Annotated in this window: 16 protein-coding genes; 2 read left to right on the plus strand and 14 right to left on the minus strand. The window is 59.9% G+C overall.

Going from position 1 to position 18310, the window contains the following annotated elements:
* Window positions 1-13: 13 nt before the first annotated feature.
* From pepD to E3T51_RS15490, 6 genes are all read right to left on the minus strand, one after another.
* A complete protein-coding gene (pepD, locus tag E3T51_RS15465) occupies window positions 14-1510 on the minus strand; it encodes a beta-Ala-His dipeptidase (RefSeq protein WP_134530618.1) in 1497 nt (498 codons plus the stop codon).
* Window positions 1511-1529: 19 nt separating this feature from the next.
* On the minus strand, window positions 1530-2555 hold the full coding sequence (locus tag E3T51_RS15470; protein WP_134530619.1) for an ABC transporter permease: 1026 nt from the start codon (window positions 2553-2555) through the stop codon (window positions 1530-1532).
* Window positions 2555-4081 (minus strand): sugar ABC transporter ATP-binding protein, encoded by a 1527-nt coding sequence (locus E3T51_RS15475; protein WP_166806513.1) that lies wholly within the window; start codon window positions 4079-4081, stop codon window positions 2555-2557. Before E3T51_RS15475 ends, E3T51_RS15470 begins: the two co-directional genes overlap by 1 nt.
* Window positions 4082-4086: 5 nt before the next feature.
* Window positions 4087-5136: an ABC transporter permease gene (locus tag E3T51_RS15480; RefSeq protein ID WP_104191343.1), complete on the minus strand. Its 1050-nt coding sequence runs from the start codon at window positions 5134-5136 to the stop codon at window positions 4087-4089.
* Between the two features lie 94 nt (window positions 5137-5230).
* Window positions 5231-6385 (minus strand): sugar ABC transporter substrate-binding protein, encoded by a 1155-nt coding sequence (locus E3T51_RS15485; protein WP_134530621.1) that lies wholly within the window; start codon window positions 6383-6385, stop codon window positions 5231-5233.
* A 176-nt stretch (window positions 6386-6561) separates the two neighbouring features.
* Window positions 6562-7797, minus strand: a complete 1236-nt coding sequence (locus tag E3T51_RS15490; RefSeq protein ID WP_166806514.1) for an epoxide hydrolase family protein — start codon at window positions 7795-7797, stop codon at window positions 6562-6564.
* 365 nt (window positions 7798-8162) lie between these two features.
* On the opposite strand from E3T51_RS15490, the gene E3T51_RS15495 reads away from it, so the two are divergent.
* Window positions 8163-9110, plus strand: coding sequence for a beta-keto acid cleavage family enzyme (locus E3T51_RS15495; protein WP_134530623.1), 948 nt, complete (start codon window positions 8163-8165; stop codon window positions 9108-9110).
* 64 nt (window positions 9111-9174) lie between these two features.
* Here E3T51_RS15495 and E3T51_RS15500 read toward each other — a convergent pair whose 3' ends face one another.
* Window positions 9175-10041 (minus strand): lipoyl protein ligase domain-containing protein, encoded by an 867-nt coding sequence (locus tag E3T51_RS15500; protein ID WP_134530624.1) that lies wholly within the window; start codon window positions 10039-10041, stop codon window positions 9175-9177.
* 46 nt (window positions 10042-10087) lie between these two features.
* Between E3T51_RS15500 and E3T51_RS15505 the strand changes: the two genes are divergently transcribed.
* A complete protein-coding gene (locus E3T51_RS15505; RefSeq protein ID WP_104191348.1) occupies window positions 10088-11053 on the plus strand; it encodes a sugar-binding transcriptional regulator in 966 nt (321 codons plus the stop codon).
* Window positions 11054-11107: 54 nt separating this feature from the next.
* Here the strand turns inward: E3T51_RS15505 and E3T51_RS15510 are convergent, their stop codons facing one another.
* From E3T51_RS15510 to E3T51_RS15540, 7 genes are read right to left on the minus strand one after another with little or no spacing between them, the layout of a single operon-like run.
* Entirely contained in the window at window positions 11108-11779 is a 672-nt protein-coding gene (locus tag E3T51_RS15510; RefSeq protein WP_104191349.1) for a 2-oxo acid dehydrogenase subunit E2, read from the minus strand.
* On the minus strand, window positions 11776-12651 hold the full coding sequence (locus E3T51_RS15515) for a class II fructose-bisphosphate aldolase (protein ID WP_198417894.1): 876 nt from the start codon (window positions 12649-12651) through the stop codon (window positions 11776-11778). Before E3T51_RS15515 ends, E3T51_RS15510 begins: the two co-directional genes overlap by 4 nt.
* A gap of 36 nt (window positions 12652-12687) precedes the next feature.
* Window positions 12688-14247 (minus strand): FGGY family carbohydrate kinase, encoded by a 1560-nt coding sequence (locus E3T51_RS15520; protein WP_134530626.1) that lies wholly within the window; start codon window positions 14245-14247, stop codon window positions 12688-12690.
* On the minus strand, window positions 14244-15971 hold the full coding sequence (locus E3T51_RS15525) for a glycerol-3-phosphate dehydrogenase/oxidase (RefSeq protein WP_198417895.1): 1728 nt from the start codon (window positions 15969-15971) through the stop codon (window positions 14244-14246). The genes E3T51_RS15520 and E3T51_RS15525 overlap by 4 nt, the downstream gene beginning before the upstream one ends.
* A 39-nt stretch (window positions 15972-16010) precedes the next feature.
* A complete protein-coding gene (locus E3T51_RS15530; RefSeq protein ID WP_104191352.1) occupies window positions 16011-16253 on the minus strand; it encodes a biotin/lipoyl-containing protein in 243 nt (80 codons plus the stop codon).
* Between the two features lie 18 nt (window positions 16254-16271).
* Window positions 16272-17300, minus strand: a complete 1029-nt coding sequence (locus tag E3T51_RS15535; RefSeq protein WP_104191353.1) for an alpha-ketoacid dehydrogenase subunit beta — start codon at window positions 17298-17300, stop codon at window positions 16272-16274.
* Entirely contained in the window at window positions 17297-18280 is a 984-nt protein-coding gene (locus E3T51_RS15540; protein ID WP_198417896.1) for a thiamine pyrophosphate-dependent dehydrogenase E1 component subunit alpha, read from the minus strand. Before E3T51_RS15540 ends, E3T51_RS15535 begins: the two co-directional genes overlap by 4 nt.
* Between the last annotated feature and the right edge of the window lie 30 nt (window positions 18281-18310).

Consider the following 18310-nt stretch of genomic DNA (forward strand, 5'->3'; position numbering starts at 1 on the left):
GGACCATCCGTGCCTATCCCAGTCGCGACACGACCGTCTTGATCAGCGGCCAGACACGTTCCACGGACTTGTGATTCACCCTCTCGGCGGAGGAATGCAGGGCCTGAAGCTCGGTACCGATCGAGATAATATCGGTGACAGGCACCCTCCTGCTGAACATACCGAGCTCGAGAGAACACTGCGATACCTCGACGTTGGGCTCCTTGCCAAGCACGTCGCGGTAGGCCTCGGATGCCGTAGCCAGGAGTCGGGAGTCGGGACGATACGGAAACTCCGGAGCGTCGAGGCCGTAGAGCTCGCACACGACCCCACCACCAGCGAGCGCCACGAGAGCCTGTACTCGCTCGATCAACTCGTGTTTCCGCGAGGTGAGGGCCGACGTGACCGTGGACATCACGCGTGCGCCTTCAGGAGTCGGCCGCAACGTTCCGACATTGTTTGACGTCTCTACGCGGCCGGGGACGTGCAGATTCCAGCTGACCACCCCATGAGGAATGAGGCGCAAAACCGACATGAGACGAAGCCCAGCAGCGAGCGAAAACGCAAGATTGGGACGTATGGCAGCCTTCAGCTCGACACGAATGGCGGGGTCGGAAACCTCGTACTCTTTCTTGAGCTCTCCGTCCAGCGCGGCGATGAGTGCCTCGATCGAATCCGTGTCCGCGTCTTTGAAAACTATGACAGCGGATGCATCGGCCGGGATCGCACTATTTTGAGCGCCTCCGACAGGGTTGGCAATGCGCAGCTCATGCGCGCCCGCCAGCCTGTGCACTGCGCGGGCCAGCACCTGCAGGGCGTTCGCCCGTTCCAGCTGAATGTCAAATTCGCAGTGACCACCATTGAGCCCGCGCACCTCCAGCGAGCGCGCGCAGGTCAAGGCCTCCGGTACCAATTCGAACTCGCCCGGGACATCGACAGTGAACGTCACGTCCCCGCTGCACCCCGCGAGGATCTCTTCGTCGGTTATCCAGTTGAAGTCAATCATGCGGCGCCCAGCAAGTTGCGCAACGTTGAACTGTCCGGCACCTACCTTTCCTTTCTCTTCCATGGCTGTAAGTACTGCCTCCAGCGGCGGATGAGGAATATCCTTCGATTCCAGCAGCGCGAGAATGTACGACACTCCGATTCCGTTGTCCGCCCCCAGAGACGTTCCCGTCGCCGAGATGTACTCGCCATCGACGACGAGGTTCAACGGTTGGTTCACGAAGTCGAATTCGATCCCTTCGGCCTTTTCGCAGACCATGTCCAGGTGGCCGTGCAGGATCAGGGGCGCTGCCTTCTCGAGGCCTCCCTGTCCGGGCTTACGCACGAGAACGCAGTGCAGGTCGTCCTTGGTCGCCTCAAGTCCATGGGACCGCGCGAAATCCACGACCCAAGTGGCGACCTGTTTCTCATTCCCTGACCCTCTCGGGATACTGGTGAGCACTTCGAAGAATCGGAATACCTCGCGCGGTTCGAGGTCTCTGAGCACGCCAGAGTTGGTCGCTTCCAAGACGTCCACTGCAGACATGTGTTATCCCTCTTGTTGGTTACTTGACAATGCTTGATTTGTTGCGCGACATCGTAAGGGCAACAACTCCGATGATGACCGCACCGTAGACCAAACTTTGAGCTTGAGCGTCGATGCCGACGGCGGTCGTCGCGATAGGAACGAGGGCAACGGTCAGCGCTCCGAAAATTACTGTGAGCGGGTTGACTACACCCCCGGAGATTGACGTGCCTCCGATCAGGGCTGCGGCGATAGCGGGAAGCAGAAGGTCGCTGCCGAGGCCCGTGGGCGACGCAGAACCCGCCTGCGCGATGATCGCGATGCCGGCAAGTCCGGCGGCGAACCCAGAGAGAGCGAAGGCCAGCACCTTAAGCGAGCGAGTTCGGACCGCAGAGAAGATCGCGGCAGACTCGTTCTTCCCGATGGCCGTCATCCCTCGGCCTACGCGGGTGTAGCGCAGAAGTACCCAGAGAGCGACCGCAAGGAGCACGCCCATCCAGAACGTCATCGGCACATTCGCGATTCCGCTTTCATACAAAGAGTGAACGCCCTCCCCGTTGCTGGAGACATACACGGTCGTGCGGCCGCTGGCCACGAGCGCGACGGCCTGAAAGATTCCCAGCGTGCCGAGTGTCAGCGCAAAGGACGGTACCTGCGCATAGGCGAGGATCAAACCGTTCACGGCTCCGAAAGCCGTGGTGGCAAGGAGAACGATCAGCGGCGACAGACCCGCTACGGGCCCGAGCGTGAGCGCAAGCAGGATTGCACCCAACAGGCCAATCGCGGCATTCGACAGGTCGATCGACCCGATGTTGAGCACCATTGCCTGCCCGAGGGCCAGCAGGAGAATAGGGGCCGACGACGACGCGATTATCGCTAATCCTCCTCCCCCGATGAAAGCTGGCGTGAGGATCGCAACGACAAGGAGTATCGCGAGGAAGATGACGATCGGGCCAATGGCATGCCAGCCTCCGATGCGCTTCACGGACGGCAACTTAGCGCGCGCGGGAACGGGGACGGGGACAGGGACGGCAGTCTTAGTCGTCTCGTTGTCAATCTTGGACATCAGAGCATCCTTTCGAGCAGGTCCAGGGTGGCGGGATTGTCGTGCCCAAGATCGAAGACGCCTGAGATCCGACCGTCTCGCATCACGACGATGTCGTCGGCGATGTTCAATGCTTCGTCGATCGTGTCGGGAATGAGGATGATCGCGGCCCCGTCATCGCATACCGACCGGATTTGCGCATTGACTGTTTCGGCCGCACCTGGATCAAGGCCTCGGAGCGGGTGGTCTAGCACAAGCGCCTTCAGGTGCGTCGAGTTCAACCACTTGGCGAGAACGACCTTCTGCTGGTTGCCACCAGAAAAGTCCTGCAGCATATGTTCCGGCTCGCGAGGCCGGATGTCCAGCTTCTCAAACCACATGCGTGCCAGAGACCTTCTGCGATGGGGGAGCTCAAACGGCCCGAGAGCTGCAGAGCCGGGATGCGTGAGCGTGATGTTCTGATCGGCCGGCATTTCCCCCACCATTCCCTCAGTCTTGCGTTCTGCGGGGACGTAGCCCACACCGAGGGCAACGGCCTTCTTGATGGACAGGTGGCGCCCGGAGTAGCCCGCAATCGAGAATGATCCGGAATCGAAGCCTTCGGCCCCAAATATCGCTCGCGCCACGGACTCGCGGCCTGAGCCGCTGGTACCCAGAATGGCCAGGACACGGCCGGGGTAGGCATTGATCGACACATCTGTATATTCGCCCGCCCGACTGAGGTCGTGCGTCGAGATGATTGGACTGCTCTCCGGCTCAATACCGCGCCGACTTCGAAGGGCGGCGTGAGTCTCACGACCGACCATGAGGCGGAATAGCTCGTCTTCGGTCACGTCATCGACGGGGCGGTCGGCGATCAATTCACCATCGCGCATGACGACGACGCGATCGCAAATGCGCATAACCTCGTCGAGTCGGTGCGAGACGAAGATCACCGAGCCGATGTCGCGAAGCTTGGAGATTTCCCTCTCCAGGATCGCGGTCTCCGTCCTCTCCAAAATCGCTGTCGGTTCGTCGAGGATCACGAGAGGAGTCGTGTGACTGGCGGCACTCACCCGGATCGCCCGTGCGATCTCAACCATCTGCCGATCAACGAATGATAGATCGCTGACTCGCGTCTTGGGATCCAGGTGCGATCCAATGAGGTCGAGGGCCTTTGCCGCGTCCGCGTAGAGGCGCCGCCAGTTGTACAGCCCGAGTCGATTGACACCGCCCCGGCCGATCGGGGTGTTGACCTCAATGTTCTCGGCAATAGTGAGGTTCGTGAACAGTGATTGCTCTTGGTGAACGACCCCGATCCCCGCGCGCAGGGCATCGGCTGGTCCGCGGAACTGGACTGCCTGCCCGTTTACCGCGATTGTTCCTTCGTCGTGGCGATAGTTGCCCGAGAGGATCTTCAGCAGCGTGGACTTGCCCGCGCCGTTCTCGCCGATGAGTCCAATGACCTGACCGGATTGGATACTCAGGGACACACCCCGAACGGCACGATTAGATCCAAAGCTCTTGGAGACACCGTCGAGGTGAAGTACTGCAGGAGGTGCGGTCACGTCGCTCACTTTGCCACCCGCAATCTGTCGCGCTGCGACCACGCGGCGAACACAATGGCTGCGACCAGTATCGCGCCGGTAACGGCCGACTGATAGCTCGACTCAACACCGGAGAGAATGAGTCCGTTGTTGAGGATCGTCAGGAGGAATACGCCCAATACTGTGCGCAGGATCCCTCCTTTTCCGCCGCTGAGGTGAGTTCCTCCGATGACAACTGCGGGGATGACGATGAAAAGCACTCCGGAGCCGACAGTGGGCGACCCGATGTCGAGTTGAACAGTGGCGAGGATACCGCCGAGGCCACTCAGCACGGCGGCGATGGCAAAGACGGCGACCTTGACACGGAAAGCGGGGAGGCCCGCCGAGCGAACTATCGTCTCGCTGTTTCCAATCGCGAGGGTCACGCGGCCGATCCGAGTGCTGCGTAGAACGAGTATGCCGAGGCCAATGACGAGCAGCGCCACCCAGAAGGAGTTGGGAAGCCCCAAACTAATTCGCGAGGTCCAGCCTTTCAGCCCCTCGTCCTCAAGACGAGGGAGAAGGTCGGTTCCGTAGAGCATGGTGGCGATTCCCAGGCCGACGTACCACATCCCCAGAGTGACGATGAATGAGGGAACTTTCAGTGCGGTGAAAATGAGGCCGCTGGCGACTCCGAGCAGGAGGGCCACGCCGAGCGCGATAACCCAAGCCCATGGCCCAAGGTCCACTCCTCCGCGCGAGTTTGCACTGAGGAGGATCCAGGTCATTCCGGTGGCTCCCATGACTCCCTCGACGGACAAGTCGATAGATCCGAGGAGAATAACCAGGGTCGCTCCCACGGCAACGATCAAGGGGATAGCGGACTGCGTCAGTATGTTTTGAACGTTGGATGCGGTCAGAAAACGTTCATTGAGTAGGGAAAAAACACCGATAAGGACGGCGAGAGCCACGAGTAAGCTCAATGGCTCGGCGAGACTTCGGAAACGAGCGCGACGCTCGATACCGGACTCGCGGATTCTGATCGCGGTGGTGGTTATCCCGCCCGCGCCCTGTTCCGACAAGACTTTGTTAACCATGAGAACTCTCCTCGCAGATACCGATCACATAATGGTGATGTGCCTGATCCGGCCCTCGTCGATCAGACGAGGGCCGGATCCAATAGCCGTGATGTTACGGCTTGGGCATTACTTCGGGTCCACCGCCGCCGGTGAGGGTGGCCGGCTCGGTGTCCCACGGGCCATTCTCGACAAGCTGGTCGACGAAATCAGCTGCAGCAGTGGGGCTGTCGTACTTCAGGTAGTCATCGAGGGTGTCGGGCGTCACACATTTGATGTCAAAGAAGCTCGTACGCTTTTCCTTCGGCAGTTCAGACGGGACGATTTCTCCCGTAGCCGCCAGGTAAGCCGTGTACAGACCAATGGCGGAAGCCATGTAGCCACGGTGAAAGGTTTCCCCGACGATGGCGTTGTTGCCGTAGCCCTCTTTCATCATGGCCACCGTGTCGGGATACAGGCCATCGGAAGCGAACTTCACCTTGTCCAGCAGACCTGCGTCGTCGAAGGCCTGGATCGCGCCAAGCTGCATGCCGTCATCGGCACTCCACACGCCATTGATTTGATCCCCGTACTTCGCGATCAGATCTTTTGCATTCTGGTTGGCGAGCTGCGGGTCCCAGTTTGACGGCTGGTTCTCGAGAATCTTGATCCCGGGGTAGTTTTCACGCATTTCAGCCTCGAAGCCGGCGACACGCGTCTGGCTCGTTGTGCTGTCTTGAACGCCGGGGAACATAATGACGTTGCCCTTGCCGCCCAGCGCATCACCGATCGCCTGTGCATTGCAGCGACCAGAGTCCACGCCGGGGTGCTTCTGGAAGGCCACAAAGTTGTCACCCGAGTCCCAGGGCTCGAAGTTATCCGGCTTGTTCCACCAGATCGATACGTAGCCACCGGCACGCTTGACGGCGTCCACGATTGTGGGGGTGTCCGAACTAGCAACGGTGTTGACGAACATGACGACCTTCTTGCCCTGCGCCAAAATCGCCTGGATCTTTGAGATTTCAGTCTGCGACGAGCCCTGCGAGTCAATGATCTCGAGCGGGATATCAAGTTTTTTCGAGAGGGCTTTTGCCCCTTCAATGTTGGCAATGAAGTACGGGTTGGTGGTGTTGATGACGGACGCTACTAGGACGAGGTCCTCCTTTGCGATCGGCCCGGAGGAACCAGCAGCGGTTCCACCCGCCGTCGACGTGCACCCGGCGAGCGCGAGCGCAGCGACAGCCGCGAATGCGGCGAGGCGGAGCGCGCCACGTTTATTTTTTAGAGACATCGTTGACTCCTTGATGGTGGGTAAGGCTTGAAATTAGGTTGTTTGCATTTTTATTCAATGAATTAGTTTTGATTCATTGTGAGGATAGAGGCATTTTACATACGCACGCAAGAGGATCTTGCCGGATAGCCCACTCGTGACCGATTCGTTACGATTTGGCACCGAGGGATCGTGCTTCAGCGCAAGGTTCGAAAGAAATCACGAACGTCATTGACGTAGATCTCCGGTTCCTCCAAGGGAGCAAAGTGACCACCACTGCTGTGAACCCGGTACTGCTTGAGGTTGAAATACTTTTCCGTCCAGGTTTTCGGAGGCTTGTAGATCTCTCCCGGATAGATCGAGACCGCCGTCGGCACCCCGACGACCGGGAAGCGGTTATGACTCGGCGTCCAGGGATTTCCGCGGCACTCCCAGTAGTAGCGGGCTGACGTCCCGCCCGTGCCCGTGAGGAAGTACACCGCGGCGGTCGTGACCAGATCTTCCTTGGGCCAGACGCTCTCGAATGCTTTGGTGCCGCTGCCACGTTCCGCGAGTCCCCAGAAGTACCGCTTTTCGGTGATCCAGGCCAGCTGGGCGGCCGGTGAGTCGGTGACGAGAGCCGCGAGTGTCTGTGGCTTCGTCAATTGGAGTTCGCCGTAGCCGCTTTCATTCTCAACGAACAACTTGCCGCGATCAAACCACCCGTCTTCTTCAGCGGAGTATTCGCTCGCCGCCGGCAGTCCCAAGGCAGCGTCGTACTCCACGCCATCGGGCTGGTCGGGGTGTTCCGCTAGGTAATGCGACATCTGCGCGGGAAAGTGCGTGTAAACGCCGATGACGTCTGTTTCATACTTGTGACCGTGCTGTTGGGCGATCAGCGCTCCCCAGTCGCCCCCTGCGGTGGCGTAACGGTCGTAACCGAGGACCTGCGTCATGAGGACGTTCTCGAGATCGGCGGTTTTCCAGAAATTCCAGCCCGTCTCAGTCAGTGGTGAGGAGAACCCGTAGCCGGGCAGGGAGATCAGAACCACGTCAAACGAATCGGATTCCTGGCCGCCGAATTTCACCGGATCGGTCAGAGGCTCGATAATTTTGCGGACATCCCAGAAAGTCCAGGGCCAGCCGTGGTGGAGAAGCAGCGGCTTTGGATTCGATCCCTTGCCGCGCACGTGGATGAAATGCAGGGGAACGCCCATCAGGTCGACCTTGAAGTGTGGCAGCTCGTTCATACGACGCTCCACATCGCGCCAGTCGTACTCGTTGATCCAGTAGTCGATGAGCGTACGGTGATACTCAGTGTTGTAGCCGTAGCGCCAATCCTCGTTTGCGAAGTCCTGAGGAAATCGGGTCCGCTTCAGCCGCTCCATCATGTCGTCAAGATCTGCCTCGGGGATGCGGATCTCGTAGGGACGAACATCGAACGAATTCGACAATGTAGAACCTCCTTGTTCTGTGTCGCACACACGAAGAATTGAATATTCAGTACCTGAGTGTATATTCATTTATATCCCAAGTAGGGATGCGTGTCAACGAATCGTGCTAGCTCAGAAGAATTAGCGTGCAGCGGCTCCCGGCCGTAATCGTTGAATCTTTTCCGTTCACGCCGATCGAAAAATAGTCATCACGGAGTTGTTTCGGCATCTCCCGGACGTCCGACGCTGGTCAGGTGGCGTGCCGATTCACGTTGCGCTCTTGACCTGCGCTATAGTCTGCGCGCAGGGTCCGAATGTCGTGGTCCGGTTTCGCCGAATGAGTTGATCGCTGGGAATGCAGCCATTACGAGAAGGAGAAGTGAACCATGGGCACTGGCCTCGACAAGTACGCAGATATGAAGCCACACTGGGATTACCCGGTCATCATTGAGTCGCACATCAATGGGATTCGCACGAAAGAAATGAACCCGAACACCCCGATTTCCTATGACGAGATCGCGGAAGACGCGATCCGTTGTTGGGAGGCGGGAGCCGGCGCGATCCACGCCCACAACACCAGTTTTGATCTCATGGGCGAAGACGCATTCAAGGACTACATGCGCACCTGGGACCAGGTTTTGCAGAAGCACCCGGACATTACCTGGTATCCCACCACCTGCAATAACCTTCGCCTCAAAGGCGACGAGAACGGACTCCAGCACGTTCCCTTCCTGATCGAAAAGGCAAACGTCCGGATCGCCTGTGTCGATACCGGACTCACGCTTTTTGCTACAGAAACGGACGCCGAGGGCTACCTCATTGGCCCCGAATTCGGATTCAATTACGAGCGCGTTGGCAGCCAAATCAAGATGCTGCGTGATTACGGCTCACCGATGGTCTTCGGCGTCTATGAGCCAGGGCACCTTCGCCACGCCATGCACTATGTCAACAACGGGCTTTCCACACCTGGCTCTATGTGGGATTTCTACCTCATCGGAGACTATGGCCTCACCGCCAAGGATCCCATCGGGACGAACGGCATGAAGCCGAGCCTTGAGAGCTTGTACTACTACCTCTGGATGATCGAGGAAGCAAAGGTGAAGCACCCGTGGTACATCTCTATCTGGGGCCAGGGGGCACTCGACGACACCTCGATCCTCCGCAGGGCGATCGAACTTGGGGGCCACATCAAGACTGGGTTGGAGTTGTTCTATGACCCGGCCCGCAACCCCACGAACCTTGAGCTACTTCAGCAAGCCCAGGAGATCGCGCGAGAGGTGGGCCGCCCCATAGCGACACCTGACGAGGCTAGAGCGCTCTACAACATCCGGTAACCTGCGCCCGTCACCCAACCTATGGAGAGGATGCGGCCGGGCTATCTGCCCGGATACGGGCTACTCACGCCAGCACGCCGTCAACGATGGTCTTTTGTGGCAGCGCCCAGGCCGCGTGTCGTTGTTGAAGCCCGGTTACGAGCTCGTGCACCACTTCGTCGAGTGAACCTTGCACGCCTTCGTCGCGAACACTTCCCAGGCTTTCTCGTGACCAATCAAGTTTCATGGCGCTGTAGACCGCGTCCACGACCGGACGAAGTCGGTCGGGTGCTTCCAGCACGATGCAAGCCGTGAGAAGCCTGGACCGGCGCATGGCGCGCTGAGCAAGTCCCACGATTTTCACCTGTCCCCGTGCATTTACGCTGTGGGCTCCTGCGCAGTATTCTCCAGGCACTGGACCCACTCGGGCGTCGATGCCCAGATCGCTCAGCACGTCCCGAAAACAGGCGGCGCCAGCATCGAAAGCCGCAATGTGATTGTCGAAGAGAGCCAGGGGTGCCATGAGGTCGATGACGAGGCACGTTTGGTCGTACGCCACCGCCCGTCCCCCCGCGAGGCGAATCACCGGGTCGAAGCCGAGCCTACGAGCAGCTGCCGACGCGCCAGCAAATTCGGGCATCAAACTTTCGCGGCGACTGAATGCCACGGTTGGAACCGGTCGATACGCCCTGATCCGAGCTTGAGGCTTGACATCCTCTTGCATCTCGCGAAGCAGACGCAAGCTTTCATCGATGTCGTCCTGGGCCGTGGTTCCGACCCGGCCCAGTGATAATTCCGGCAGGCCAGTGGGCAGCTGTTGTTTCGCCCCCGTCATGGCGTGCAAACGAGATTTGTGTGGGCACGTCGTGGGATCGCCATCCGTCAATCTCCTTGCCCGGGGATTTAAACTAACCCAAGGCCGTAGTTTAGATCCAAATGGATATTCTTGCAATTGACGAATCTTGATACACTTGAGCGACCTAGGGAGAGGAAGAATCGTGGCTGCTGTTCCCGAACCGCGCCGCTTCATGACGAAGGTGGCGCGTATGTATTACACCCACGGCATCCGTCAGGTCGAGATTGCGTCGAGCCTGGGCATATCGCAAGCCCGCGTTTCCCGGCTGCTGCAAGCCGCAGAACAGGCGAAAATTGTGCGAACGATTGTCGTGATCCCCGAGGGCCTGCACGCGGAAATCGAAGAAGATCTTCAGAAGCGCTACGGGTTGTCCCAGGCTCATGTCGTGGAGGCGCTGGATCCCAACGACGAGGCCGGCATCAATCGCGACCTCGGCGAGGCTGCCGCATTGATCCTCTCGGCGATGCAACTATCGGGGAAAACCATTGGCTTCACTTCCTGGAGCCGGTCGCTGCGGTCACTCGTGTCTACTCTCGAACCGTCGAAAAAGAGATCCACCGCTACTCGCATCGTCGAAATGCTCGGAGACGTCGGCCCCCCACAGCTCCAGCATGATTCCACCCGATCCACGCAGCGCTTTGCCGACCTGATCGGGGGGACGCCCCTGTTTATCCGCGCTCCCGGGGTTCTGTCGTCCGCGGAAATGCGTGAAGCCATGATTAGCTACGACGTGCACACCCGCGAAGCAATCGCAGCGTTGGACGAGCTGGACGTCGCTCTGGTCGGTATTGGCACCTGCAACATCGATGCGCCGTTGGAGCCGGGTGGCAACTTTTTCACAGTAGAGCAATTCGAAATGGCGAAGTCGCTGGGCGCCGTGGGACAGATCAACCTCAGGTTCATCGATGCGGAGGGAATCCCGATCGTCAGCGAGCTCGACTCCCTGGTGATCGGTGTGACCCTGGCCCAGCTTCCGGCCAAGGGCGGACGATTTGCCGTCGCTGGTGGAAGGTCGAAATACGAGGCTGTGCGCGCAGCCCTTCGTGGCAACTGGATCGACACCCTGGTCACGGATATGGAAACCGCGGAGCGCCTCCTGCGCGAGTGATCTGCAGGTGGCGGTTGCCCGCGCAAACGAGCATCCGCCACCGCCTGCGCGCTGTTAGAGCGGCGCCTCCAGCTCCGATTTCAACGCCGCAAGGAACCGGGCCGCAACGGCTCCGTCCAAAGCGCGGTGATCCGACGTCAATGTCAATTCCGCGATGGGGCGCCACGCCCCGCCGTCCTCGGTCCAGACATTTCGGCGGATCGTGGCTCCCACCGCCAGGATCGCAGCCTGGGGGGCATTCACGATGGCGTCGAAGCGTGTCACACCGAGCATGCCGAGATTCGAAATCGTAAACGTTCCTCCGGTGATGTCCTCGCGCCCCAGTCCCCCGGTACGGGCACGGCCGACAATGTCGCGCCTGCGCAGGGCGATCTCTTCGAGATCCAACTGATCAGCGTTGTGAATGATCGGTACTGTCAAACCCTTCTCCGTGGCAACCGCTATTCCAACGTGAGCTCGTTGAAAAGACACCACCGCTTCGCCATCGACGTGGACGTTCACCTCCGGCACGCTGGTCAGAGCATGCGCGGTCGCGCGAACGAGCACGTCAGTCACTGTCGCTCCCGACACGACTTCCTTGGCACGCGATGCCTCCGTCATGTCGACTTCCACCGTGAGGTGGAACACAGGCGCTTCCCACGCCACGACCATGCGTCGCGCCGCGGTGCGACGCATCCCCTTCAGCTCGGTGCGCTGGCCCTCGTCAAGTTCCAATGGTTGCGTCATCGCGCCCGCGCTTCGGTCAAAACGGTGGCCGTCGACGCACCGGCACACCCGTACTCACGCATCTTGGCGATCGTCGCTTCGATCATCTGGCGCTTTCCTTCGGACATAGCGTCTTCGAACTGACGGTCACCCTTGGCCCAGGTCTCTTCGATACCGCGTCGGAAGGCATGGCGGAGATCTGTATCGGCGTTCAACTTATGCACACCAGCCGCGATCGCGGCGCTGATATCCGACGCTGGCACGCCCGACGCTCCGTGCAGTACAAGGGGAACGCCCGTGACGTCACGAATATGCTGGATGCGTTCGATGTCCAGGGGTAAAGGGTCCCCGGAGCTGATGCCGTGCATCACACCGGCCGAGATCGCCAGGAAGTCAACGCCGGTTTCCGCGACAAAACGTTCGGCTTCGTCGACATTGGTGTAGTGCGCTGACCAGTCGATCCCATTGGACGCATCGGGAATGCTGCCCAGCTCCGCTTCCACCGGAACGCCGAATGAATGTGCGACCTGAACGACATAGCGGGTCGTTTTCAGGTTTTCTTCAAACGGCAAGTGCGAGCCGTCGAACATGATCGAGTCGAATCCGAGGCGCAGGGCTTCGAAAACCTCGCCGTATGTACCGTGGTCCAGGTGGATGACCGCATCCGCTTCTGTGCCGTCGAGTTCACGACGGGTCATGCGGTACGCGGCTTCGAGGCCCATGTGCGGAACGATCGCTCGTCCAACTTGCAGGAACACTGGTGATTGAGAGCGAATGGACGCTGCGATCAGCGCTTGTGTGGTCTCAGGGTTGTGCATATTGAAACCACCTACCGCGTAGCCGCCTGCGCGGGCGCGGGCAACGTAGTTTTCGGCTGTATTCGGGGTCATCATGATCCTTTCAATTGGTTCAGTTGTTGGACTGGCACGTCAGTGTGCGGCCAGTATCGGGATGGAGCCTAGGACCGTTCCATTGGTCGGATGAGGCGGTGCGGGCGGCATCATGCGCGCCGATCGCACAGCGGCCTGCCAACCGCCATAAAGCTGGTCGCGGCGTTCGCTACTCATGCGGGGCTCGAATACTCGCTCCACACGCCACGTCTCGCGCACGAGATCTTGCGCGTTCCACAGACCTATTTCTGCCCCGGCGATGTAGGCGACTCCGAGTGCGGTGCGTTCGAGGCCCTCCGGTCGAACGACCGGCAAGCCGAGGATGTCTGCCTGGAACTGGCACAGGAAGTTGTTGCAGACTGCTTTTCCATCTACCTTCAGCGACGTCACGTTCATACCGCCGGCGCGCAACGCGTCAAGATTGTCCCGTGTCTGATATGCCATGGCTTCAAGCGCTGCGCGAACGATTTGATCGATGCCCGTGTCGAGAGTCAAACCAAAAATTGATGCCCGGACATCTTTGTCCCAGTAAGGATCGCAGAGGCCAGCGAACGCGGGAACGAAGTAGACGCCCTGCGTGTCTGTGACCCGTTCGGCAATGCGCTCCATCTCCGCTATAGATCCAACTGCCCGCATCTTGTCACGCAGCCAATGCAGCGTCTGCCCGCTGTGGAATACCACCCCTTCGACTTCGTAGCTGGTCAGCCCCGGAATGTTCATCGCCACGCTGGTGGTCATTCCGGCCAGGAGCAGTGGGCTGCTCCCCACGTTAGCGACGAGCACGCCAGCAGTTCCAAACGTGTTCTTGACTGATCCCTCGTCGAAACATCCCTGCCCAAACAGACCGGCCTGTTGATCGGCGACGACCGCGTGGATCGGTACGGGGTGGCCGACGCCGCCGGGAAGAATGCTGGGGTCAAGGTAGCCGAAGAGTGAACTGGAAGACCGCACCTCGGGGAGTAGCTCCTGCGGGATTCCGTATACCTCGCAGAGGCGGTCGTCCCACTCGAGATCGTCGATGTTGAGCAGCGCCGTTCGCGACGCCGATGTCGCATCGGTGACATGCGCGCGCCCGCCGGTGAGGTTCCAAACAAGCCAGGTGTCGACTGTTCCGGCAGCGTAGGCGCCCGTACCTGCAAGCGCTTTGAGCCCCGGGACGTTTTCGATGAACCATGCCAGCTTGGGGGCCGAGAAAAACGAGTCGTTCCGAAGCCCGGTGCGCATGCGGATCTCAGCGTCGAGCCCCATGTCTGACCAGCGTTGTACGATCTCATCGGTCTGGTGTGAAGACCACATGATCGCGTTGTGCACGGGTACAAAGGTGGATCGGTTCCAGATCAGACAGGTCTCGCGGTGAGTTGTCACCCCGACCGTTGCGATATCACGTGCCGTCAGCCCCGTCCGGTCCATTACCTCGTCGATCGCTGCCCGCATCGCACTCCACAGCTGGGCCGGGTCAAGCTCGACACAGCCGTGGTTCGGGAAAAGGGGCGTGATCGGATTTGATGCCTCGGCGACGATGCGTCCGTCCGCATCGACGAGTACCGCCCTCGCGCTGCTCGACCCTTCGTCGAGCGCGAGAACATAGCGGCCGGTCACGAGTCTGCCCGGCCGCCCTGGAGGCCGACGCCGCCGACGGTCAACCCATTTTCGCGTTCAGCGGATGTCGCGCGACCCGGAATTTGCGCAGTGGGCCGGCCGGGGACTGCCAGGTGACCGAGCCACTCAACGTAGCCGTCGAGTTCATTCTGGATGCGATTTTCGTCCCAGCCGTTGATCGCCGCGATGATCGTCGCGATCCGCTCGGCGCCTTCGATTCCGTGATCCGGTTCAAACGCCAGCAGAAGTCGTCTCGCCATGACGTCTGTGAGAGTACGCGCAAATTCCTCATTGATTGCAAAAACCACTTCAGCGGCCAAAGCCCCCGACTTCTCATCGACAATCTCGGCCAGACTGGCGTCGTTACCCACGAGAGCCACTATGTGCGCTGCCCGCACTCCGTACAGCGCCAGGAGGCGCTTTGCCACTCGTGGTGGCAAAGCACCGTTCGCAATGAACGCCTTCGAGAACGCCGCATAGTTTGCCACTCGAGCACCAGGAAGTGGGCTCGTCAGCGTGATTGTTTTCACCTTCTTGGCGCCCAGGCTGCGAAGTGCCAAGTCGACGGCGTCCTCTGACAGCTGTCGGAAGGTCGTGAGCTTGCCCCCGATAACGGAGAAGAGGCCTTCGACGCCGTCTTTGGCGTGGTCGTGGATGATGTGGCTGCGCGGAATCTTCCATTCGGGCACACCGGGCGCATAGGGCAGTGGTCGCACTCCGCTGTAGGTGTAAAGAACATCACCGGTGGTGAGCTTGGCGCCCGGCACGAGAGTGTTGACCTCGTTGAGCAGATAATCGATTTCCGACTGTTCCGCGCGAGCAGAGTCCGGCTCCTCGTCAAAGAGGTTATCGGTGCACCCGATCAGGTATCTGTTCATCCACGGTATGACGAGCACCAGACGGCCATCCGCCTGTGACTCGTAGTACACGACGTCATGCGGCGCCCCGGGGAAGGGAGCTACGACAATGTGGCTTCCTTTGGAGCCGCCGATGAATCGAGGTGAACTGACTCCCTCAAAATCCGAGAGCAGGCGGTCGACCCACGGGCCAGCGGCGTTCATGACCACACGCCCATTCACGAAATGGCGCTCCCCTGTGATGGAATCGATGTACTGGACGCCGGTCACACGAGAACCGGACTTGAGTAGCCCGTCGACTCGCGAATGGGTGACGATGTCGGCCCCGTCACTCTTGGCTGCCACCGCGAGTTCAACGCAGAGTCGCTCAGCATATTCGACCTGCCCATCGATGAAGACCGCCGAACCTGAAAGTCCGGCGGGCTCCATCCCAGTGAAGCGGGACAGCACAGCGCGCTTGGTCAGAATGCTGTGGTTGGGCTGCTTCTTGTCAAAGGACAGTACGTCATAGGCGATCATGCCCAGGCGGATCAACCATGACGGCCGCTTGTTGCGAGCATAGAAGGGCATGAGCAGAGGCACGGGCTTGACGAGGTGCGGAGCGAGCTTGAAGAGGCGCTCGCGCTCCTTCAGAGATTCGCGGACCAGGGCGAAGTCCTTGTGCTCGAGGTATCGCAGGCCTCCGTGAATGAGTCGCCCCGACCATGCGGAGACACCACTGCAAATGTCTTCCTGGTCGATGACGATGGTTCGCAGCCCTCGCGCAGCCGCATCGCGGGCTATGCCAAGTCCGTTGATACCAGCACCGACGACGACCAGGTCGTACGGTGCGCGGGTGTCGCGCGCGTTCACCAAAGATGCGCTCATGGCTCCTCCTGCTTCGTTGTTTTTTGTCTAAGCTCGCGTTTATTCGGTTTCGATCACGGCAAGAATGGTGCGGACCTCGACTGAGGCACCTTCCTTAACCAGGATCTCGACCAGGGTTCCCGTAGCAGGTGACTCCAGGGTTTCCTCAACCTTCTCCGCCTCAACCTCCGCCAGTGGTTCGTCCTCGTCGACGTGGTCGCCCACCTTCTTGAGCCACTCCACGATCGCCCCTTCGCTCATTCCCATTCCCCACTGGGGAAGCAACACATCTATGCGAGCCATTAGATTCCTCTTTCGTTATTAGACTGCGGTTGCGACCGGCTGAAGCGCCGGCAGGTCGACCACGCGACGAATGGCGGCCGCGATAGTGGCTCGAGTCGGGTACATCTGCTTTTCCAGCGATGGGCTGAAGGGGATCTGCATGTCCGGTGCGGTCACACGAATGATCGGGGCTTTGAGAGAGTCAAAGATTTCTTCCGCGACAAGCGCACTGATTTCCGCCGCGGCACCGCAGGTACGGTGAGCAGGTTCCGCCACAATCAGTCGACCTGTCTTCGCCACTGATCGCAGAATGGCATTGCGATCGAGAGGGACGAGCGTGCGGGGGTCGATGACCTCAACAGACACGCCTTCCTTCGCAAGTTCTTCTGCGGCAGCCACGGCTTCCGGCACCGAACTCGATATGGCTACGACTGTGACATCGGTCCCCTCACGCGCCGTGCGGGCAACGCCCAGCGGCACCCAGAACTCGTTCTCATCGACGTCCTCCTTCGTGCTCCATAAGAGGCAGGCCTCGAAACTGAGCACCGGGTCGTCGGAGTCGACCGCTGAGCGGAGTAGCCCCTTGGCGTCTGCGGGCGTGGCGGGCGCGATGATCTTGAGGCCCGGAACGTTCATGAACATCGGATACGGACGGTCCGAGTGGTGCGCACCGGTGTTCAGTCCGTAGAACATGGCAGAGCGAAAAACCACGGGCATCGAGGCCTGGCCGCCGAACATGTACCGATTCTTTGCTACCTGGTTCACGAACTGATCCATAGCCATGTAAAGGAAGCTGGAGTAGGAGAGATCGACTATCGGGCGCAGCCCGGTCATCGCAGCACCAGCTGCCGCGCCGACAATGCCTTCCTCGGAGATCGGGGTGTTGCGAATGCGGTTCTTGCCGTACCGCTGCAGAAAATCACCCTTGTCGCTGCGGGATTTACCACCGCCGGTGGTGCCATAGACATTGGCTTCAACGTCTTCGCCGATGATAATGACGCGCTCGTCAGCGTCCATCGCCTCGCGCTGGGCTGCCCCAATAGCACCCAAATAGCTCATCACAGTCATGCTGCGGACTCCTTGTCGGTGTAGAGGTCGTCGAAAGCGACGGAGAGATCGGGGTAGGGGCTCGCGTCCGAGAATGCGACAGCTGCGTCGACCTCGGCGAGCGCAGTGGCCTGCAGGCCATCAAGTTCTTCTTCAGAGAACCCCTGCGACGCCAGATACTGCCGGAAAAGCACGATCGGGTCTTTTCTCAGCCAGGCCTCACGCTCATCGGCGTTCCGGTAGTCCGTGCCTAGCCTCAGCCCTTCGGAGTGCTCGTTATAGCGGTAGGTCATGACCTCCACGAGAGTGGGTCCGTCGCCGGCGCGCGCCCGAGCCACCGCTGCAGATACCGCGTCGTACACAGCCAGAACGTCTTGCCCTTCTTCAACTTTGATCCCGGGCATCCCGAATCCGGCGGCACGCTCGGAGATGATGCCCGATGTAACGGTGTGAGCCGGAGTGCTCAGAGCGTACTGGTTGTTCTCGCACAAAAAGATCATCGGGAGGGCCCACACCCCGGCCATGTTCATGGACTCGTACAGGACACCCTGATTGGCTGCTCCGTCACCGAAGAAGGCGAGCGCCACTTTTCCGTTGTTCAGCACCTTCGACGAAAGGGCTGCTCCATTGGCGATCGGGATGGAAGACCCAACAATGCCGGACTCGCCGAGGCTTCCCACAGCGAAGTCAGCGAGATGCAGCGAGCCGCCCTTGCCTTTGCAGACCCCCGTTGCCTTGCCTACGAGCTCAGCCATGAGCGGGCCGAGCGGTGAGCCTTTTCCGATGGGGTGCCCATGGCTGCGGTGGTTTCCACTCATGTAATCACCGGTGCCGAGGGCCATGGTGGCGCCAACGACCTGCGCCTCCTGCCCGATGCTGGTGTGCACGGTGCCGGGAATGTGGCCTCGTTTCACCATCTTGGATGCGCGCTCATCGAACGCTCGGATTCGCAACATTCGCAGCTGCATTTCGCGCAGGGTATCGCGTGCCAATTCGGCCATTGGAAACCGCCTTTCTCTCGACGTCTTTGT

Origin of the sequence: Cryobacterium serini, assembly GCF_004404025.1 — a bacterium.
In the GTDB taxonomy this organism is placed as follows: domain Bacteria; phylum Actinomycetota; class Actinomycetes; order Actinomycetales; family Microbacteriaceae; genus Cryobacterium; species Cryobacterium serini.